Source organism: Neorhizobium petrolearium, assembly GCF_017873175.1.
Taxonomy (GTDB): Bacteria; Pseudomonadota; Alphaproteobacteria; order Rhizobiales; family Rhizobiaceae; genus Neorhizobium; species Neorhizobium petrolearium.
This window is the reverse complement of record NZ_JAGGJW010000002.1, coordinates 465,144-480,681: the sequence shown is the minus strand read 5'-3', so window position 1 is coordinate 480,681 and position 15,538 is coordinate 465,144. Positions and strand designations below refer to the sequence as shown.

Annotated in this window: 9 protein-coding genes and 1 pseudogene; 7 read left to right on the top strand and 3 right to left on the bottom strand. The window is 60.2% G+C overall.

All coding sequences use genetic code 11. The annotated features are described in order from the left end of the window. The first annotated feature begins 284 nt into the window (after positions 1–284). The 7 genes and pseudogenes from J2046_RS06125 (at position 285) to J2046_RS06100 (ending at position 11,216) form a co-directional block, all read left to right on the top strand. Positions 285–1,688, top strand: a complete 1,404-nt coding sequence (locus J2046_RS06125; RefSeq protein ID WP_210050273.1) for an aminotransferase-like domain-containing protein — start codon at positions 285–287, stop codon at positions 1,686–1,688. A gap of 139 nt (positions 1,689–1,827) precedes the next feature. Further along, a complete protein-coding gene (locus J2046_RS06120) occupies positions 1,828–2,208 on the top strand; it encodes a DUF983 domain-containing protein (protein ID WP_210050272.1) in 381 nt (126 codons plus the stop codon). Between the two features lie 185 nt (positions 2,209–2,393). Continuing rightward, positions 2,394–2,513, top strand: a pseudogene (locus J2046_RS34310) (AraC family transcriptional regulator); the annotation flags it as partial. Positions 2,514–2,856: 343 nt separating this feature from the next. Next, complete coding sequence (gene eglC / locus J2046_RS06115) at positions 2,857–4,266, top strand: endo-1,3-1,4-beta-glycanase EglC (RefSeq protein WP_210050271.1); 1,410 nt, start codon at positions 2,857–2,859, stop codon at positions 4,264–4,266. Positions 4,267–4,601: 335 nt separating this feature from the next. Further along, positions 4,602–6,386: a type I secretion system permease/ATPase gene (locus J2046_RS06110; protein ID WP_210050270.1), complete on the top strand. Its 1,785-nt coding sequence runs from the start codon at positions 4,602–4,604 to the stop codon at positions 6,384–6,386. Positions 6,387–6,410: 24 nt separating this feature from the next. Then, positions 6,411–7,730 carry an HlyD family type I secretion periplasmic adaptor subunit gene (locus J2046_RS06105; RefSeq protein WP_037153315.1) on the top strand — a complete coding sequence of 440 codons (1,320 nt, stop codon included), beginning with the start codon at positions 6,411–6,413 and terminating at the stop codon, positions 7,728–7,730. Positions 7,731–7,865: 135 nt separating this feature from the next. After that, positions 7,866–11,216: an ExeM/NucH family extracellular endonuclease gene (locus tag J2046_RS06100; RefSeq protein ID WP_210050269.1), complete on the top strand. Its 3,351-nt coding sequence runs from the start codon at positions 7,866–7,868 to the stop codon at positions 11,214–11,216. Positions 11,217–11,429: 213 nt separating this feature from the next. On the opposite strand, the gene J2046_RS06095 is transcribed toward J2046_RS06100, so the two are convergent. Genes J2046_RS06095 through J2046_RS06085 form a run of 3 tightly spaced genes read right to left on the bottom strand, consistent with a single transcriptional unit; the run spans position 11,430 to position 15,424 of the window. Then, the gene (locus tag J2046_RS06095) at positions 11,430–12,503 is read right to left on the bottom strand and encodes an alcohol dehydrogenase family protein (protein ID WP_210050267.1); all 1,074 of its coding nucleotides are present in this window, start codon (positions 12,501–12,503) and stop codon (positions 11,430–11,432) included. A 15-nt stretch (positions 12,504–12,518) separates the two neighbouring features. Beyond that, a complete protein-coding gene (locus J2046_RS06090) occupies positions 12,519–13,898 on the bottom strand; it encodes an aspartate aminotransferase family protein (protein ID WP_210050266.1) in 1,380 nt (459 codons plus the stop codon). 29 nt (positions 13,899–13,927) lie between these two features. Continuing rightward, the gene (locus J2046_RS06085) at positions 13,928–15,424 is read right to left on the bottom strand and encodes an NAD-dependent succinate-semialdehyde dehydrogenase (RefSeq protein WP_210050264.1); all 1,497 of its coding nucleotides are present in this window, start codon (positions 15,422–15,424) and stop codon (positions 13,928–13,930) included. Positions 15,425–15,538: the final 114 nt, after the last annotated feature.

The window sequence follows — 15,538 nt, the reverse complement described above, 5'->3', positions numbered from 1 at the left end:
ACAGTCAAAATGCCAATTTTTGCATTCAATTATGCGATCAATGGCGGGCGGCGGTTTTTGTATGGGCGAAATAACGAGCAACGTCCTGCAAAAAACGAGATCAGTAATGTATGAAATGAATGCATGCAATATGCAGTCATTGTGATAGAGATTTGCCGCTGTAGAGAAAGTTTCGCACGTGTAGAGCACGCGGTGCGGCGCAATGTCCTTTTTTCGAACGTGACATCGGTATAGAGCAACAATATACGGTCAATTGTACCTAATTTACCCGGATGCCGGATGCCATGAAGACCTGGACGCCTGATCTGACCCGCAGCAATGGCCCTCGCTATATGGCGATCGCCGATGTCATCGAAATGGATCTGAGAAGCGGGCAGCTGGTTGTCGGGGACAGGCTGCCGCCGCAGAGGGATCTCGCCAGACTGCTCGATATCGACTTCACCACCGTCGCACGCGGTTATCTGGAAGCTCAGAAGCGGGGTCTCGTCAGTTCGCATGTCGGACGTGGAACCTTCGTCACCGGCGGTGCCGACAGGGAGCGTCGCGGCTTTGTTTCCGATGCGACTCCCGATCCCCGACGCACGTCCGTCGTCGACTTTTCCATGAACATGCCGCCGGAGCCTGATGATCCAGATCTCATTGCCCGCATGCGGGAAGGGCTTTCCGCCGTTGCCACAAATCTTGTCCCGCTTTTGCGTTATCAGGGTTTCGGCGGCGCGGGTATGGATAAGGAGGCGGCTGCCGCCTGGCTCAGCCGGCGTGGCCTGGTGCCCTCGCAAGAGCGTATCTTCGTGACTCCCGGCGCGCATCCCGCACTGCTTTCCATCTTCGGCATGCTGGCCAAGCCCGGCGAGACGGTGCTCTCGGAAAATATCACTTATCCGGGCATGCGCTCGATCGCTGCCCAACTCCGATTGAACCTCTCAGGCCTGCCGATGGATGAGGAGGGGATCATCCCTGCCGCTTTTGCCGAGGCCTGCGAGATGAGGAAGCCAAAGGCGCTATATCTCAACCCCACGCTTCAGAATCCGATCACGCTGACGATTCCGGAAAAGCGCCGGGAGGAAATCTGCGCGGTTGCGAGGAAATACCATGTTCCGATCGTCGAGGACGACGCCTACGGCTTCATTCCACAGCATGCGCCGCCGCCGCTTGCAACCATGGCGCCGGATCTCACCTGGCACATCGGGGGGCTTGCCAAATGCATTGGCGCCGGTCTTCGGCTCGCTTATGTCGTGGCGCCGGATACCAAGGCTGCTTGGCCTTTCGTAAGCGCCATGCGCGCGAACAGTGTCATGGCTTCGCCGCTCTCGGTGGCGCTTGCCACCCGCTGGATCGAGGACGGTACGGCTGACAGTATCCTACGTTTCATACGCGCGGAGGCGGCTGCCCGCCAGAAGCTTGTGGCTGATATTCTGCCAAAGGGAAGCTATCGCGGCGATCCGATCAGCTTCAACATTTGGCTACCGCTGACAGGAGGATGGACCCGTTCCACCTTCGGCAGCCACATGCGCTCCTCCGGTATCGGCGTCGTAGCGAGCGATGCTTTCACCGTGGATGGCCCAGCGCCGGAAGCAGTCCGGGTGTGCCTCGGCGGCCCGATTCGGCGGGATACCCTCAAGGGTGCCCTCGAATTCATGGGGCATGCGCTCGAGAGTTCGCCCGAAATGGCCGGCTCCTTTTTCTGATTCGATCCTTCAATCGTTGCGAGGCGTCATGCGTCAGCATGGCTGCGGCGTTCTGGCCAATCGACGTATTGAATGCAGTCATATATCCAAATGATTGCATTCAATACGCTTGTTGACTGACTTTGCAAGGAATGACGTCATGGACAACGAATGGCCTCCTCTCCCTCCGATGCAGACCGGTGTTCGCGGTCGTTGCCCGCGTTGCGGCCAAGGGCACCTCTTCAAGGGTTTCCTGACGCTCAATCAAAAGTGTGAAGCGTGCGGACTGGATTATTCCTTCGCCGATCCGGCGGACGGTCCGGCTTTCTTCGTCATCTGCTTCGCCTGCGTGCCGAGTGTCCTTCTCGGTGTCTGGCTGGAGGTACAGTTCCAGGCAGCCTGGTGGGTCCACCTTCTGATCACCATCCCTTTCATGCTGCTGACCTGCGTCCCGCCGCTTCGGCCGCTCAAGGGATGGCTGGTGGCGAGCCAGTATTTCTACAAGGCGGAAGAGGGAAAGCCTGTTAGGATCACGCCTTGAGGATCAGCTGGGCTGAAACCGTCAGAAGTAACCACGTTGGCGGCGAGTGTTCGGCACCTTGGTCTCGTCATTGCAGTCGAAGACGAGACGTTTACATCACAACTCTCTCGTGGCTCAATTGATGCTGATCGAGTACGGATCAGCATTCAGCCCGAAGTCTGGCTGCCAAGATGAGTAGGCACGATAATGCAGTCTATGCCGAGAGTATCGTAGGCAGCATTGTGGCGGGTCTTCTCGATATACCAGAGCGCGGTCGCAAAACAGCCAATGGCAGGCTGATGCCGGCGCAGATGAACAAGCTGGTTTGCTGCTTGTGACGTGAACCGAGATCCTGCGTCGTCACGTGTTGGCCGTTTGAGTTCCCCTTTCTTGTTTCCTGCATCCGTGTTCGGTCGGTGAACGATATCTTCCGCCATGAGAGAGCCAGAATTCGGCAGGTCGAAATCGCCGTGCCCGATGTTGCTGAGCCTGGCGAGGAGCAGCCGTTGACGCGTGCTCCAGATCGGAACAGCCCATGTGCCGATAATGAGGGGATGGTAAGCATGAGGGGAGGCTATGCCCGAGAATCAGCCACCCGGACGTTTTAGGCGTGCCATGATGGTGCTGCAATGTTAGCGTCGACATGGGAGGCAACCAAAGGAGCTGACCATGTCGCAGTCGATACAGAATGCCGTAGGTGAAACACTCTACTACAGCGGTACATCACGCGCCTGGTTCTCGGCGACCGGCTCAGGCCCCGTGCTTTATGGCACCGCCGGCAACGATTCGATATGGGGCGATAGTTCGGTCAATGTCACGATGCGGGGCGGTACCGGCGACGATATCTACTACCTCTATTCCAGCATCAATCGTGCAGTGGAAGCCTCGGACGCGGGTATCGACACCATCAACACCTGGATGAGCTATACGTTACCCGAGAACTTCGAGAACCTGACTGTCACGGGTAACGGCCGTTACGCCTTCGGCAACAATGCCGACAATATCATCTCCGGTGCTTCAGGCAGCCAGACGATCGACGGTGGTGATGGAAACGATGTCCTCATCGGCGGCGGCGGTTCCGACACCTTCATCCTCACCGGCGGCAACGGCAGCGACCTCATTGTCGATTTCAGCAGTGACGATACGATCCGATTGAACAGCTACGGGCTGTCGACGTTCGATCAGGTCCTCAGCCACGCCACACAGGAGGGCGCCGACCTGCGGCTGAATCTCGGTGGTGGCGAAAGCCTTGTCCTGGCAGACACGACTGCAGCGGATCTCAGTGCGGATCAGTTCCAGCTCACGCTCGATCGGTCGGCTCTCACGCTGACTTTCGCCGACGAATTCAACACCTTGTCCTTGCGCAACGGTGATGAAGGTACCTGGGATTCGAAGTTCTGGTGGGCCCCCGAAAGAGGCAGTACTCTGCCGGGCAACAGTGAGCTGCAATGGTACATCAACCCTTCCTATGGGGGGACGGCTGCCGTCAATCCATTTTCGGTCGAGAACGGCGTTCTAACCATCACGGCTGCTCCAACGCCGGATGCTCTCAAGTCGCAGATCGATGGCTACGACTACACATCCGGCATCCTCACCACGCATTCCTCTTTCGCCCAGACCTACGGTTATTTCGAGATCCGCGCCGACATGCCAACGGAGCAGGGCGCCTGGCCGGCATTCTGGCTTTTGCCCGAAGACGGTTCCTGGCCTCCTGAACTCGACGTCGTTGAGATGCGGGGGCAGGACCCAAATACCGTGCATGTCACTGTCCACTCAAACGAGACGGGCTCGCAGACCAAGGATTCCACGGCGGTCAAGGTTCCGAGCACGGATGGCTTCCACACCTACGGTGTTCTTTGGGGCGAGGACCAGATTGTCTGGTATTTCGACGACGTGGCCGTTGCGCACGCCGACACCCCCTCCGACATGCATGATCCAATGTATATGCTCGTCAACCTCGCGGTTGGAGGAGTGGCTGGAACTCCGTCTGAGGATTTCAATGATGGAGCGGAATTCCAGATAGATTACATTCACGCCTATTCCCTGAACGATCAAACAGCGAATGATTTGCTCGCTTGAAATGCGCTCAAGTCACTCGTCGTCAGCGACGGTAACGGCTGGCGAGCCGGCCGTTTTTGCCATCCGTTGACGCTCTGTCGCTCGAAGGACCATCTTACCAAGTTTAGGATCAGGAACGGCATATCAGGGCCTGACATTCGTGGCTCGTGCAGCTTTTTCAGGCGCTTCAATCGATCGCCTGACGCTGAGGCGATGTCACCACTGCAAATTCGGGACATATCATCCGCGTGTCATTTCTTCTTCACATGCGTATGATGCAGGAAAGGATCATCGCCTGAGACGGTTGATGGCGCTCGGCAAATGCGGAGAAGATATTGCAAGGGGACTATCTACGAATGCAGGGCGGAGAGCGACTTGCCGCCACCTTTCGCCGGGGTCTCGCGGGGCTCTTCGGTTTTGGATTCTTCGTAAATCTGCTGCTGCTTATTCAGCCAATTTACATGCTTCAAGTCTATGATCGAGTGCTGCCATCGGCCTCCATCGAGACGCTGATTTATATCTCCATCATTGCTCTCGGCACTCTTTTTCTGCTTGGTATCGTCGATAGCGTGCGTGCGATCATGGCCAGCCGGCTCGCCAGCCGTCTCGAAGTCGCGGTTGGTGCGGACGCACTTCAGGCTTCGATGGCCGGTCCTCGCGCAAGCCTTGGCGATGTCCAGCCGCTTCGCGACCTTCAGGCCGTTCGAGGCTTTATTTCCGGGCGCGGGCTCTTCGCCTTTCTCGATCTGCCCTTCGCTCCTTTTTTCATCGCGCTTCTCTATCTCATCCATCCAAATCTCTTCTGGCTGACAGTGATGGGGGTGGTCGTGCTCGTCGCGATCGCGATAGCCAACCAGTGGGCGAGCGACAAGGCAGCAGGCGATGCCGGCATTCGTCAGATGAATGCGACGCTTGCCGCCCAGGCTTTCGTCCGGAATGCGGAAAGCCTGAAGGCGATGGGAATGAGACCCAACATCGTCCATCGCTGGGGTTCGGAGGAGGCTCTGTCTCTTGCCGCACAGGATCGGGTGAATTCAACCAATGCCTTCTTTGCCGGTCTTTCGCGTGTCCTGCGCCTAAGCCTCCAGATCGCCACCCTCGGTTATGGCGGCTATCTCGTGCTTGCCGGCGAGATGACAGCGGGGATGATCTTCGCCGCCTCACTGATCTCGGGGCGCGGTCTCCAGCCTATCGATCAGGTAATCGGTGGCTGGAAGGGGTTTATCGAAGCGCGCAAGGCGTGGAAGCGCCTGACCGAGGCTCTTGCCGTCGTGAGACCGGCCGAGACGCGCACGGAACTTCCTGCCCCGCGGGGTGAGGTGAGCTTCGAAGCGGTCATTGTCTTTCCTCCGGCAAGTGAGGCAGCGGGCCGCGCGAGTGCGCAGGCCGGCGAGCCATTGTTGAAGCGCATCAGCGCGACGATTCCCGCAGGCGCATGTGTGGCCATCATCGGGCCTTCCGGGGCGGGAAAAACCACCCTCATGCGCACGCTGATCGGAGCCATCGAGCCGAGATCGGGTGCTGTGCGGATCGACGGCGCCGACATTCGCAATTGGAACCCCGATCGTCTTGGCCAATATATCGGCTATCTCGCGCAGGACGTCGAGCTTCTGCCGGGAACCATCGCGCAGAATATCGCCCGCTTTGATCCGAATGCCTCCAGCGAGGCCATCGTCCGCGCAGCCCAGGAAGCGCAGGTGGACGATCTCGTTCTGAAACTGCCGAAAGCCTACGACACGATGATCGGACCCGGCGGCTTCCAGCTTTCCGGCGGGCAGCGCCAACGTGTTGGCCTCGCCCGGGCCTTCTTCGGCAAGCCGAAGATCCTGGTCCTCGACGAGCCGAACGCAAATCTCGATATTGAGGGCGAGAAGGCTCTAGAGCGAGCGCTTGCGATGGCGAAAGCGGAGGCGATCACCGTCCTCATCGCAACGCAAAGACGCTCGGTCGTCGAAACAGCGGACCGCATCATGGTCATGCGTGATGGAAGCCTGGAAGAATACGGCCCTCGCGAGGAGGTACTTCGGCGTCAGGCCGAAAAGGCGCAGGCTCTGCGGGAGAGCCAAAGGCGGGGTGCCGGCAATGCCTCGCAGCCTGTTGTGCTTGGACAGTTTGCCAGTGCCACCGATGTCAGGCGTTGAGGCAGCTGCCGGAGAATGACGGAGATGAACGACAAAGCAGATTGGGCCAGAGGTGTTCCGACCAGTACGCGGCGGGTCGCGGCTGTCGGGCTTGGCGCGACCTTTCTTTTCATCTTTGGTTTTGGCGCCTGGGCATCGCTTGCTCCGCTGGCCGGCGCCGCCGTTGCGCCGGGTGTCGTTGCTGCTGCCGGGCAAAACCAGCGTGTTCAGCATCTGGAAGGTGGTATCGTCGACAAGATTCTCGTTCAGGAAGGCGCCCGCGTCAAAGCCGGGCAACCGCTCTTCGAACTCGATGGAACCAGTGCTCTCGTCCAGTACAATCGAATCCAGAAGCAACTCGTTGCCCTTTCGGCACGCGCCACGCGGCTTACGGCCGAGCGGGATGGCGTCGATCAGCTTGTCTTTCCGGAAAGTCTCGAAAGAACGACCGGGCCGGGAGGCGAAAGCGACGTCCTTGCCGAGCAGTCGGCCGAATTCACGGCACGCCTGGCACGCCACCGTCAGGAAGCTGCCATCCTGCAGCAACGTATCAATGCGCTGAATGATCAGATCGAAGGAATGGCAGCTCAGCAGATCGCAGTGGAACGGCAGATCGAGGTCGTCCAGGAGGAAGCAGAACGGAAGAAGGGGCTGCTGGACAAAGGCCTGACGGATCGGTCCGAGTATACGGCTCTGCTGCGAAGCGAGGCCGACCTTCTGGGCGAGCTTGGCCAGACGAAGGCGTCCATTCTGACATCGCGCACACAAATCGCCGAAGCCGAGGAACAAATAGCCAGGCTGAAGACGCAGCGCGTCGAGACGGCAATCTCCGAGCTCAACGAGGTGCGCGTCCAAATTGCTGACGCCGATGAGCAGCGACGTGCGGCCAAGGCCATTCTAGACCGGATCGTGATCCGGTCGCCGAGCGACGGGATCATCGTTGAAATGGCATTTAACAGCCGCGGGAGTGTTGTCCGTCCGGGCGACACCCTGCTCGAACTTCTTCCAACCGCATCCAGCCTGATGATTGAAGCACGCGTTTCCCCGCAGGATGTGGACGTCATCAAGGTGGGGCAAGAGGCGCGGTTGCGCTTCAGCGCGCTCAATACCCGCACGACGCCGACCGTTGATGCGACCGTGTTCTACCTCTCGGCTGACCGGCTGGTCGATCAGAACAACAATGACCAGCCCTACTACACCGCGCGGTTGCGCATGACCGATGCGCTGCCGCCGGAAATCAAGATGGAGCAGATCTATCCCGGCATGCCGGTGGAAACCTACATCAAGACGAGCGAGCGCACCTTTTTCGAGTATCTGACGAGACCGATCGTTGACAGCTTCAATCGGGCGTTTCGGGAGGACTAAGCCGAAGACGTCGCTAAGCATAGACGATCGGCACGTAGGACCTGCCCGTCCTTGCTAATTAGCATATGTCAAGCGACTGTCGTAGTCGGCTGCTATGTCAAGCCATCCATCGTCCTCCAACAAGGGGTTGCATAGATGTCCTTCTTCTTTTCCCTCCCACGGCTCTATTTTGGGACCCGCCTGGCCGATCATATCGAGGGTAGCCCAGGTAACGACATCATCACCGGTCTTGGCGGTGATGACCGCATCGAGGCAGGCGCGGGGAATGACTTAGTCATTGCGGGGGACGGAAATGATCAGATCGAGGGCGGCGACGGCAGCGATCTGATCTCCGGCGGGCGGGGTTTCGACACTGCGATCTATTCGGGAAGCATATCCGATTATCGCCTGCCGCAGATCACACGCCTGTCCGACATCTTCTTTACGATGACCGACGCCGATGGTGATCAGGATATCCTCAACGATATCGAAGCCATCCGCTTTACCGCAAGCAGCTATACGCTCTATCTCGATGGGCGCAACAATGCCGTGCTTGCCGGCGACGATGCGGTGTCGACGGATGAGGATGGCGCACTTGCGATCAGCGTGCGCGACCTGACTGCGAACGACCGGGACTTCGATGGAGACCGGATCTCGGTCACTGCCGTTTCGGGGACAAGCACGGCCGGCGCATCCGTCTCGCTTGCGAGCGGTGTCGTCTCCTACGGTCCAGGCAATATTTTCCAGTATCTGAACGAAGGTGAAGCCGCCGTCGACAGCTTCACCTATACGGTTGACGACGGCAGGGGCGGCACCGGCACTGCAACCTTGGAAGTGACGATCACCGGTGCGAATGATGCCGCTGTCATTACCGGTGATGCTAGCGGGTTGGTAACCGAGGCTGGCGGTGCTGGATCGGGAATGCCGACCGCGACCGGCCGGCTCGTCGCCGACGATGTCGATAATGACGATCGCTTCCGAGCTGCGGGCGACCAGTCGAGCGTTATGGGCTACGGTACCTACAGCATCGACGAAGAAGGCAACTGGACCTATACGCTCGACAGCGACAATGCTGCTGTCGATGCGCTCGACGATGGTGAGAGCCTCACCGACAGTTTCACAGTCGTGAGCACGGACGGGACCGAACAGGACGTTACGATCACTATCAATGGGGCGGATGAAGCCGCTCCCGTCGCACCGCGCATAAACGAAATCCACTACGACAATGCCGGCACCGATACGGGCGAATTCATCGAGATCCGCGTTGCTGTCGGCGCCGATGTCTCGGGACTCCTAGTCGAACTCTATAACGGAAATGGCGGCTCCATCTATGGTTCGGCGGACGTTTCCAGCCTTTCGATGACCTCGGACGGCGAATACGACTATTACGTGTGGGAGCTACCGGCCAACGGCATCCAGAACGGCGCGCCGGACGGCGTGGCGCTCTCCGATAACGGTACGCTGATCGAATTCCTGTCTTATGAAGGGAGCTTTACGGCGTCGAACGGAGCCGCTGCGGGCACGACCTCGACCGATATCGGTGTGGCGGAGGCGGGCAACGAGGCTGCGGGCCTGTCGCTGCAGCGGACCGGTGACGGTCCGACCGATTGGGTCGGTCCGCAGGACCAGACCCCGGGTGCCGCCAATGAAAGTGATCCCGGCGGTGGCGGTGAGCCGACCGCCTATCTCATTTCCGAGGTTCAGGGTAACGGTACTGCCAGCTTCCTCGTCGGCGAATATGTGCTCGTTTCTGCAATCGTGACCTACACGGTTGCAGACGGCTTCTACCTTCAGGAGGAAGACGGCGATGCCGATGGGGACAGCACCACGTCGGAAGGCATCTTCGTCTTTACCGGGGGAATTCCGAGCGTAACCGTCGGCGACCATGTGGAAGTCGCCGGAACGGTGGCCGAATATTTCGATTTTACCGAAATCACCGATGTCACCGATATCATCTCCATTTCGAGCGGCAACGCTCAGCCGGGCTCGGCATCGATCACTCTTTCACCGGACTTTGCCGCCAATCTCGAACATTACGAGGGAATGGCGATCACGCTGGCAAGCGGCACGGATGACCCGCTGACCGTGATCGAGAATTTCGATCTCGACCGTTATGGCGAAATCCCGGTGTCTGCCGGCTCCCAATATCAGCCCACTCAGATTTATGACCCCACCACGCAGCAGGAAGAGATCCAGGCGCTGATGGAGGCCAATGCCAACAATCGGCTGACCCTGGACGATGGCTCGTCCGCCCAGAATCCGGACGAGTTCCGTTATGTCCCTGCCTCCGCCGGGGACAACGGCAACGGTTATCTGGATGCCGGCGATACATTCACCGAGGACGGGCCGACGCTGAGGCTCGGGGCGGAGCTCGCCGGATCGGTCGACGGTGTCCTCAGCTATAGTTTCGGCGAGTACAAGATGCTGGTAGACGGTGTCCTTCCGGTCGATGAGACGACCAACGGGCTTGCCCGTCCGGATGCGCCGGACGATCTCGGTGGCCGGCTGACAGTGTCCAGCTTCAATCTCCTCAACTTCTTCACCACCCTGGATGATGGCTCTGGCGCAGGGTCAGGTCCGAACAATCTCGAGCCTCGCGGAGCGACCACCGCGGAGGATCTGGTGCGTCAGACCGACAAGATCGTGGAAGCAATGCTGCAGATCGACGCCAGCGTCTTCGGGCTTCAAGAGCTGGAGAACAATGGTTTCGACGATGCTTCGGCAATCGCAACCCTGGTCGATGCCTTGAACGCCGCCGCCGAACCCGGCGTAACCTATGCCTTCGTCGACCCGACCGAACCGGGTTCCGACGGCTTTATCGGAACGGATGCCATTACCACCGGCCTCATCTACAAGACCAACGAGGTCAGCCTCGTCGCCTCCGATTTCCTTGTTTTCGACGACGGCACCCAGCAGCAGAGCCGGCCGGCTGTCACGGCGACCTTCGCAGAGATCGGCACCGGCGAGCAATTCACTGTCTCGGTCAACCATCTGAAGTCGAAGGGCGGCACCGGTACGGGCGCCGATGCCGATCAGGGGGACGGGCAGGGTGCTTTCAACGCCACGCGGACGGCAGCCGCACAGCAACTCGCCGAATGGCTGTCGGCTGACAATCCTGACGGCTATCTTGCGCAAAACGGCGTCAGCGATAGTGATGTCCTGATTATCGGTGACCTCAATTCCTATGCCCAGGAAGATCCGGTCGATGCGCTTCGCGATGCAGGCTACGCCGATCTGATCGACAGTTTCATCGGCCAGGAGAACGCGTTCAGTTACATCTTCGACGGACAGCAGGGAACGCTCGATCAGGGGCTATCTTCGCAGTCTCTTGCCAGCCAGGTCAGCGGTGTGGCGGAATGGCACATCAATGCGCAGGAACCCGATCTGCTCAGCTATTCGACTGAGTTCAAGAACCCGGCCTTCTACAATGACGATGTCTATGGAACGTCGGACCACGACCCATTGCTGATCGGCCTCAATCTGGGAGACAACGTGCTCGTGGCTTGATCTCCGGTGCGGAACGACGGCAGCGGAAGCTCTGCTTTGGTGACCTCACCACAGCGATACGGCCCGGACCGCAAGATGGCCCCTGCATAACATTTCCACGCATCGGAGTGCTGAGGGTGCTCCGATGCGTGGAAATCGTGGAACGATCAAGATACAGCGCCGCATTCCCAGGTTCGGCTTCCGCGCCTTTCGGATGTTGACGACCGAAGCGTTTCAGGGATCGGGGACGACGACCAGTTTGCCGACGAAGTTCTTGGCCATGAAATCCGTCTGCGCCCGGTGAAATTCCGACAGCGGATAGACGCCGCCGACCAGCGGCCGGATTTTTCCGCTTTCGATATAGTCGACGAGACGACGGAAATCGGCTCGGCTTCCCTGGCTGGAGCCGTGCAGTTCCAGTTGCTTCAGATACATCGTGCGTAGATCGAGTTGCACGACCGGACCGGCGATCGCGCCTGCTGTGGTATAGCGCCCTTCCGGACGCAGGATTTTCAGGAGATCGTTGAACATTGGCCCGGCCACGAGGTCGGCAACGACATCGATGGGCTGCCCGCCCGTCGCTTCGGCCACCGCTTCCGCAAGGTCACCCTTACCGCGCGTCACCACCGCTTCGGCACCGATATCGAGCATGGCGCCTTCCTTGCCGGGACCGGCAATCGCGATCGGAATGGCACCGCGCGCCCGCGCAAGCTGGATGATTGCCGAGCCGACGCCGCCCGAAGCACCGGTGACGAGCACCCGTTCACCGGCTGAGAGCCTCGCCCGCTCCAGCATTCGCTCGCCGGTCAGATAGGCACAGCAGAAGGTCGCAAGCTCGATGTCGCTCATGTCAGTGTCGACCACAAGAGCGTTCTCGGCCGGCAGCGTCATGTATTCGGCATAACCGCCGTCGCGGCCGTGCCCCATGTAATCGATGTCCGCGAGGCTGTCGTCCTCACGGTTATAGATGGAGAAATCGACCGTCACCCGCTCGCCGATCCGCGCGGGATCGACGCCCTCGCCGACAGCGACGATGTGGCCGACGGTATCGGCGCCCTGGATGCGCGGGAAAGTGAGGGTGTTGCCCTGCCGCCGCCAGGTGGAGACGGCACCGGGGTCATCCTCGGTGCCGTAGGCACCCTGGCGCACCCATACATCGGTGTTGTTCATGCCGCAGCCTGTCACGCGGATGAGAACCTCACCCGCGACAGGTTTCGGCACCGGAACGTCCTGCCGGTAGACGAGCTTGTCGAGCCCACCGTGGCCGGTCAGCAGGATGGCCGCCATCGTTTCGGGGATTGAAGCCATATGTCTTTTCTCCCGTCAGCGGTTGGCGAAGACGTTGTCGATCGCTTCAGCCGTCGCCTTTACGACGATATCCGCTTCCTCACGCGTGAGGCAAAGAGGGGGCGCAAAGCCAAGAATATCGCCTTGCGGCATGGCGCGTCCGATGACGCCACGCTCCAGAAGTGCAGCCGCAATCTGCGGGCCGATCTTCTGAGACGGATCGAAGAACTTGCGGTCGTCCTTATCCTCCACGAACTCGACCGCTGCCATCAGGCCGTCACCGCGCACCTCGCCGACATGCTTGTGGTCCGCAACGGCTTCGGCAAGCCTGGAGCGGAAATAGGCCCCGGTTTCGGCGGCATTCTGAACCAGTCCCATCTCGTCGATCAGTTCGAGATTGGCGATACCGGCCGCCGCGCAGATCGGATGGGCTGAATAGGTCCAGCCGTGACCGATCGCACCGAGCTGATCTGAACCCCGTACGAGGACCTGCCAGACCTTGTCGGAGACGATCGTGCCGGACAGCGGCGCGTAAGCCGAGGTCAGGCCTTTGGCGATGGTGATGAGGTCCGGCTTCATGCCGTAATGATCGGAGCCGAACATGGTGCCGAGGCGGCCGAAGCCGGTCACGACCTCGTCGGCGACGAGCAGGATGTCATATTTCTGAAGCACGGCCTGGATCTTCTCCCAATAGCCCTTCGGCGGCTGCACGATGCCGCCGGTGCCGAGGATCGGCTCGCCGATAAAGGCTGCGATCGTCTCGGGACCTTCCGAGACGATCAGCTCCTCCAGCTTGTCGGCGCAATATTGCGAGAACTGTTCCTCGCTCATCGAGCGGTCCGGGCGGCGGAAGTAGTAGGGCGCTTCGGTATGCAGGATCGGCGCGCGCGGCAGATCGAAGGCCTTGTGGAAGAGTTCGAGGCCGGTGAGGCTGCCGGTCATGACGCCGGAGCCGTGATAGCCGCGCCAGCGCGAGATGATCTTCTTCTTCTCCGGCCGGCCGAGGATGTTGTTGTAGTACCAGATCAGCTTGATGTTGGTCTCGTTGGCATCGGAGCCGGAAAGGCCGAAATAGACCCTGGACATGCCCTTCGGAGCCCGGTCGACAATCATCTTGGCAAGCGTGATCGAGGCTTCCGTGCCGTGGCCGACATAGGCATGGTAGTAGGCGAGGTTACGGGCCTGTTCGGCGATCGCATCGGCGATCTTCTGGCGGCCGTAGCCGACATTGACGCAGTAGAGGCCGGCAAACGCATCGAGGCTGGTGCGGCCGTTCTTGTCGGTGATGTAGACGCCTTCCCCGCTGCCGATAACCCGGGTTGGCGTTTCGCCGCGCGCATGCATGCCCATATGGGTCGACGGATGGAAGAAATGGTCCCGGTCCCAGGCGGTGAGTTCGTTGTTTCTTTCGAGCATGGTTCTATCCTTCAAGGTTACGGGACCACTCAGGCGGTGGTGTCGATGCAGAGGTATTTGAGTTCGGTGAAGGCCTCGATGCCGTGGCGGGAGCCCTCGCGTCCGACCCCGGACTGTTTCCAGCCGCCGAAGGGGATCGGCCCGCCGGTGATCTTCACGCGATTGATCGCGACCATCCCATATTCGAGCGCGCGTCCCAGGCGCATCTGTCGCGCGCCGTTTTCGGTGACCACATAGGCGACGAGCCCGTATTCGGTGTCGTTGGCGCGGGCGACGACTTCTTCTTCCGTGTCGAAGGCCGTGACGGCCGCGACCGGTCCGAAGGTCTCCTCGCGCATGATCAGAGCATCTACCGGAACGTCGGTGAGCAACGTCGGCTGAAAGAAGAGCGGACCTGCCTTGTGCCGTCCGCCGCCGGCCAGCAGTCTTGCGCCCTTGTCGAGCGCATCCTTCACCTGCGCCTCGACCTTCATCACGGCCCGCTCGTGCATCAGCGGGCCGATATCCACGCCTTCGGCAAGCCCGTCGCCGACTTTCAGAGCAGCAATCTGCTTGGCGACGGCCGTGTTGAAAGCTTCGAGGATGGGTCGCTGGACGAATATCCGGTTGGCGGCGAGGCAGTCCTGGCCGGAGGTCGCGAACTTGGCGGCAATAGCGATATTGGCGGCGCGATCGACATCGGCGTCGTCGAAGATAATCAGTGGCGCGTGGCCGCCGAGCTCCATCACCAGCCGCTTCATTGTCTGCGCGCATTGCGCTGCGATCAGCCGGCCGATCTCGGTGGAGCCGGTAAAGCTCATCGCCCGCACTCGGCTATCCTGGCAAAGCTTGCGGACGATAGTGGCAGCATCCCCAGTCACGACATTGAACACCCCCGCCGGCATTCCCGCGCGCTCGGCGAGTTCGGCCAGTGCGAGTGCCGAAAGCGGCGTTTCGGAGGAGGGATGGGCAACGACCGTGCAGCCGGCGGCAAGCGCTGCCCCTGCCTTACGCGTCACCATGGCAGAGGGAAAATTCCAGGGCGTGACGATGCCGACGACGCCGAGCGCCTCCCGGCGGACGATCATCTCCGCGCCCGGAAGATGGCTGGTGACGCCTTCCGCGTTCATGCGCTTGCCCTCCTCGGCATACCATTCGATAAACGAGGCGGCATAATCGATCTCCCCGCAGGACTCGGCGAGTGGCTTGCCCTGTTCCAGCGTCATGAGGAGCGCGAGGTCTTCCTTGGAGACCAGCGTCAGCCGGTGCCATTCCTTGAGGATCGCCGCCCGCTCCTGCGGCAACTTTGCTCGCCAAGCAGGAAAGGCGGCCGAGGCGGCACCGATTGCAGCGCTGGTTTCTTCCGCGCCGAGGCTCGCGACCCAGGCAAGCGTCGCAGAAGAGGCGGGATCGGTGACCTGGAAGCTTTGGCCTCCCGCGCCGGCAACCCAGCGTCCATCCACATAGGCTAGATCGCGCAGCAGGTGACGGTCAGAGAGACGCGTCAGGGCCTCGTGATAGGCAGGGCGAGCAAAAATTGCGGTCATGGCCAGATCCTCGTTCAGGGTCGTGGCTCAAGTATCGCCTCGCTGAAGCGAGAGATTGTCCATTCCTGAGCGGGAAAAGAGAGAGATGGTCTAAACTGACCCGGCCTTACAGAG

What these genes read in the sequence shown, in the direction of transcription:
- J2046_RS06125 (WP_210050273.1), top strand. Translation starts at nt 285, where the DNA reads ATGAAGACCTGGACGCCTGATCTGACCCGCAGCAATGGCCCTCGCTAT.
- J2046_RS06120 (WP_210050272.1), top strand. Translation starts at nt 1,828, where the DNA reads ATGGACAACGAATGGCCTCCTCTCCCTCCGATGCAGACCGGTGTTCGC.
- eglC (WP_210050271.1), top strand. Translation starts at nt 2,857, where the DNA reads ATGTCGCAGTCGATACAGAATGCCGTAGGTGAAACACTCTACTACAGC.
- J2046_RS06110 (WP_210050270.1), top strand. Translation starts at nt 4,602, where the DNA reads ATGCAGGGCGGAGAGCGACTTGCCGCCACCTTTCGCCGGGGTCTCGCG.
- J2046_RS06105 (WP_037153315.1), top strand. Translation starts at nt 6,411, where the DNA reads ATGAACGACAAAGCAGATTGGGCCAGAGGTGTTCCGACCAGTACGCGG.
- J2046_RS06100 (WP_210050269.1), top strand. Translation starts at nt 7,866, where the DNA reads ATGTCCTTCTTCTTTTCCCTCCCACGGCTCTATTTTGGGACCCGCCTG.
- J2046_RS06095 (WP_210050267.1), bottom strand. Translation starts at nt 12,503, where the DNA reads ATGGCTTCAATCCCCGAAACGATGGCGGCCATCCTGCTGACCGGCCAC.
- J2046_RS06090 (WP_210050266.1), bottom strand. Translation starts at nt 13,898, where the DNA reads ATGCTCGAAAGAAACAACGAACTCACCGCCTGGGACCGGGACCATTTC.
- J2046_RS06085 (WP_210050264.1), bottom strand. Translation starts at nt 15,424, where the DNA reads ATGACCGCAATTTTTGCTCGCCCTGCCTATCACGAGGCCCTGACGCGT.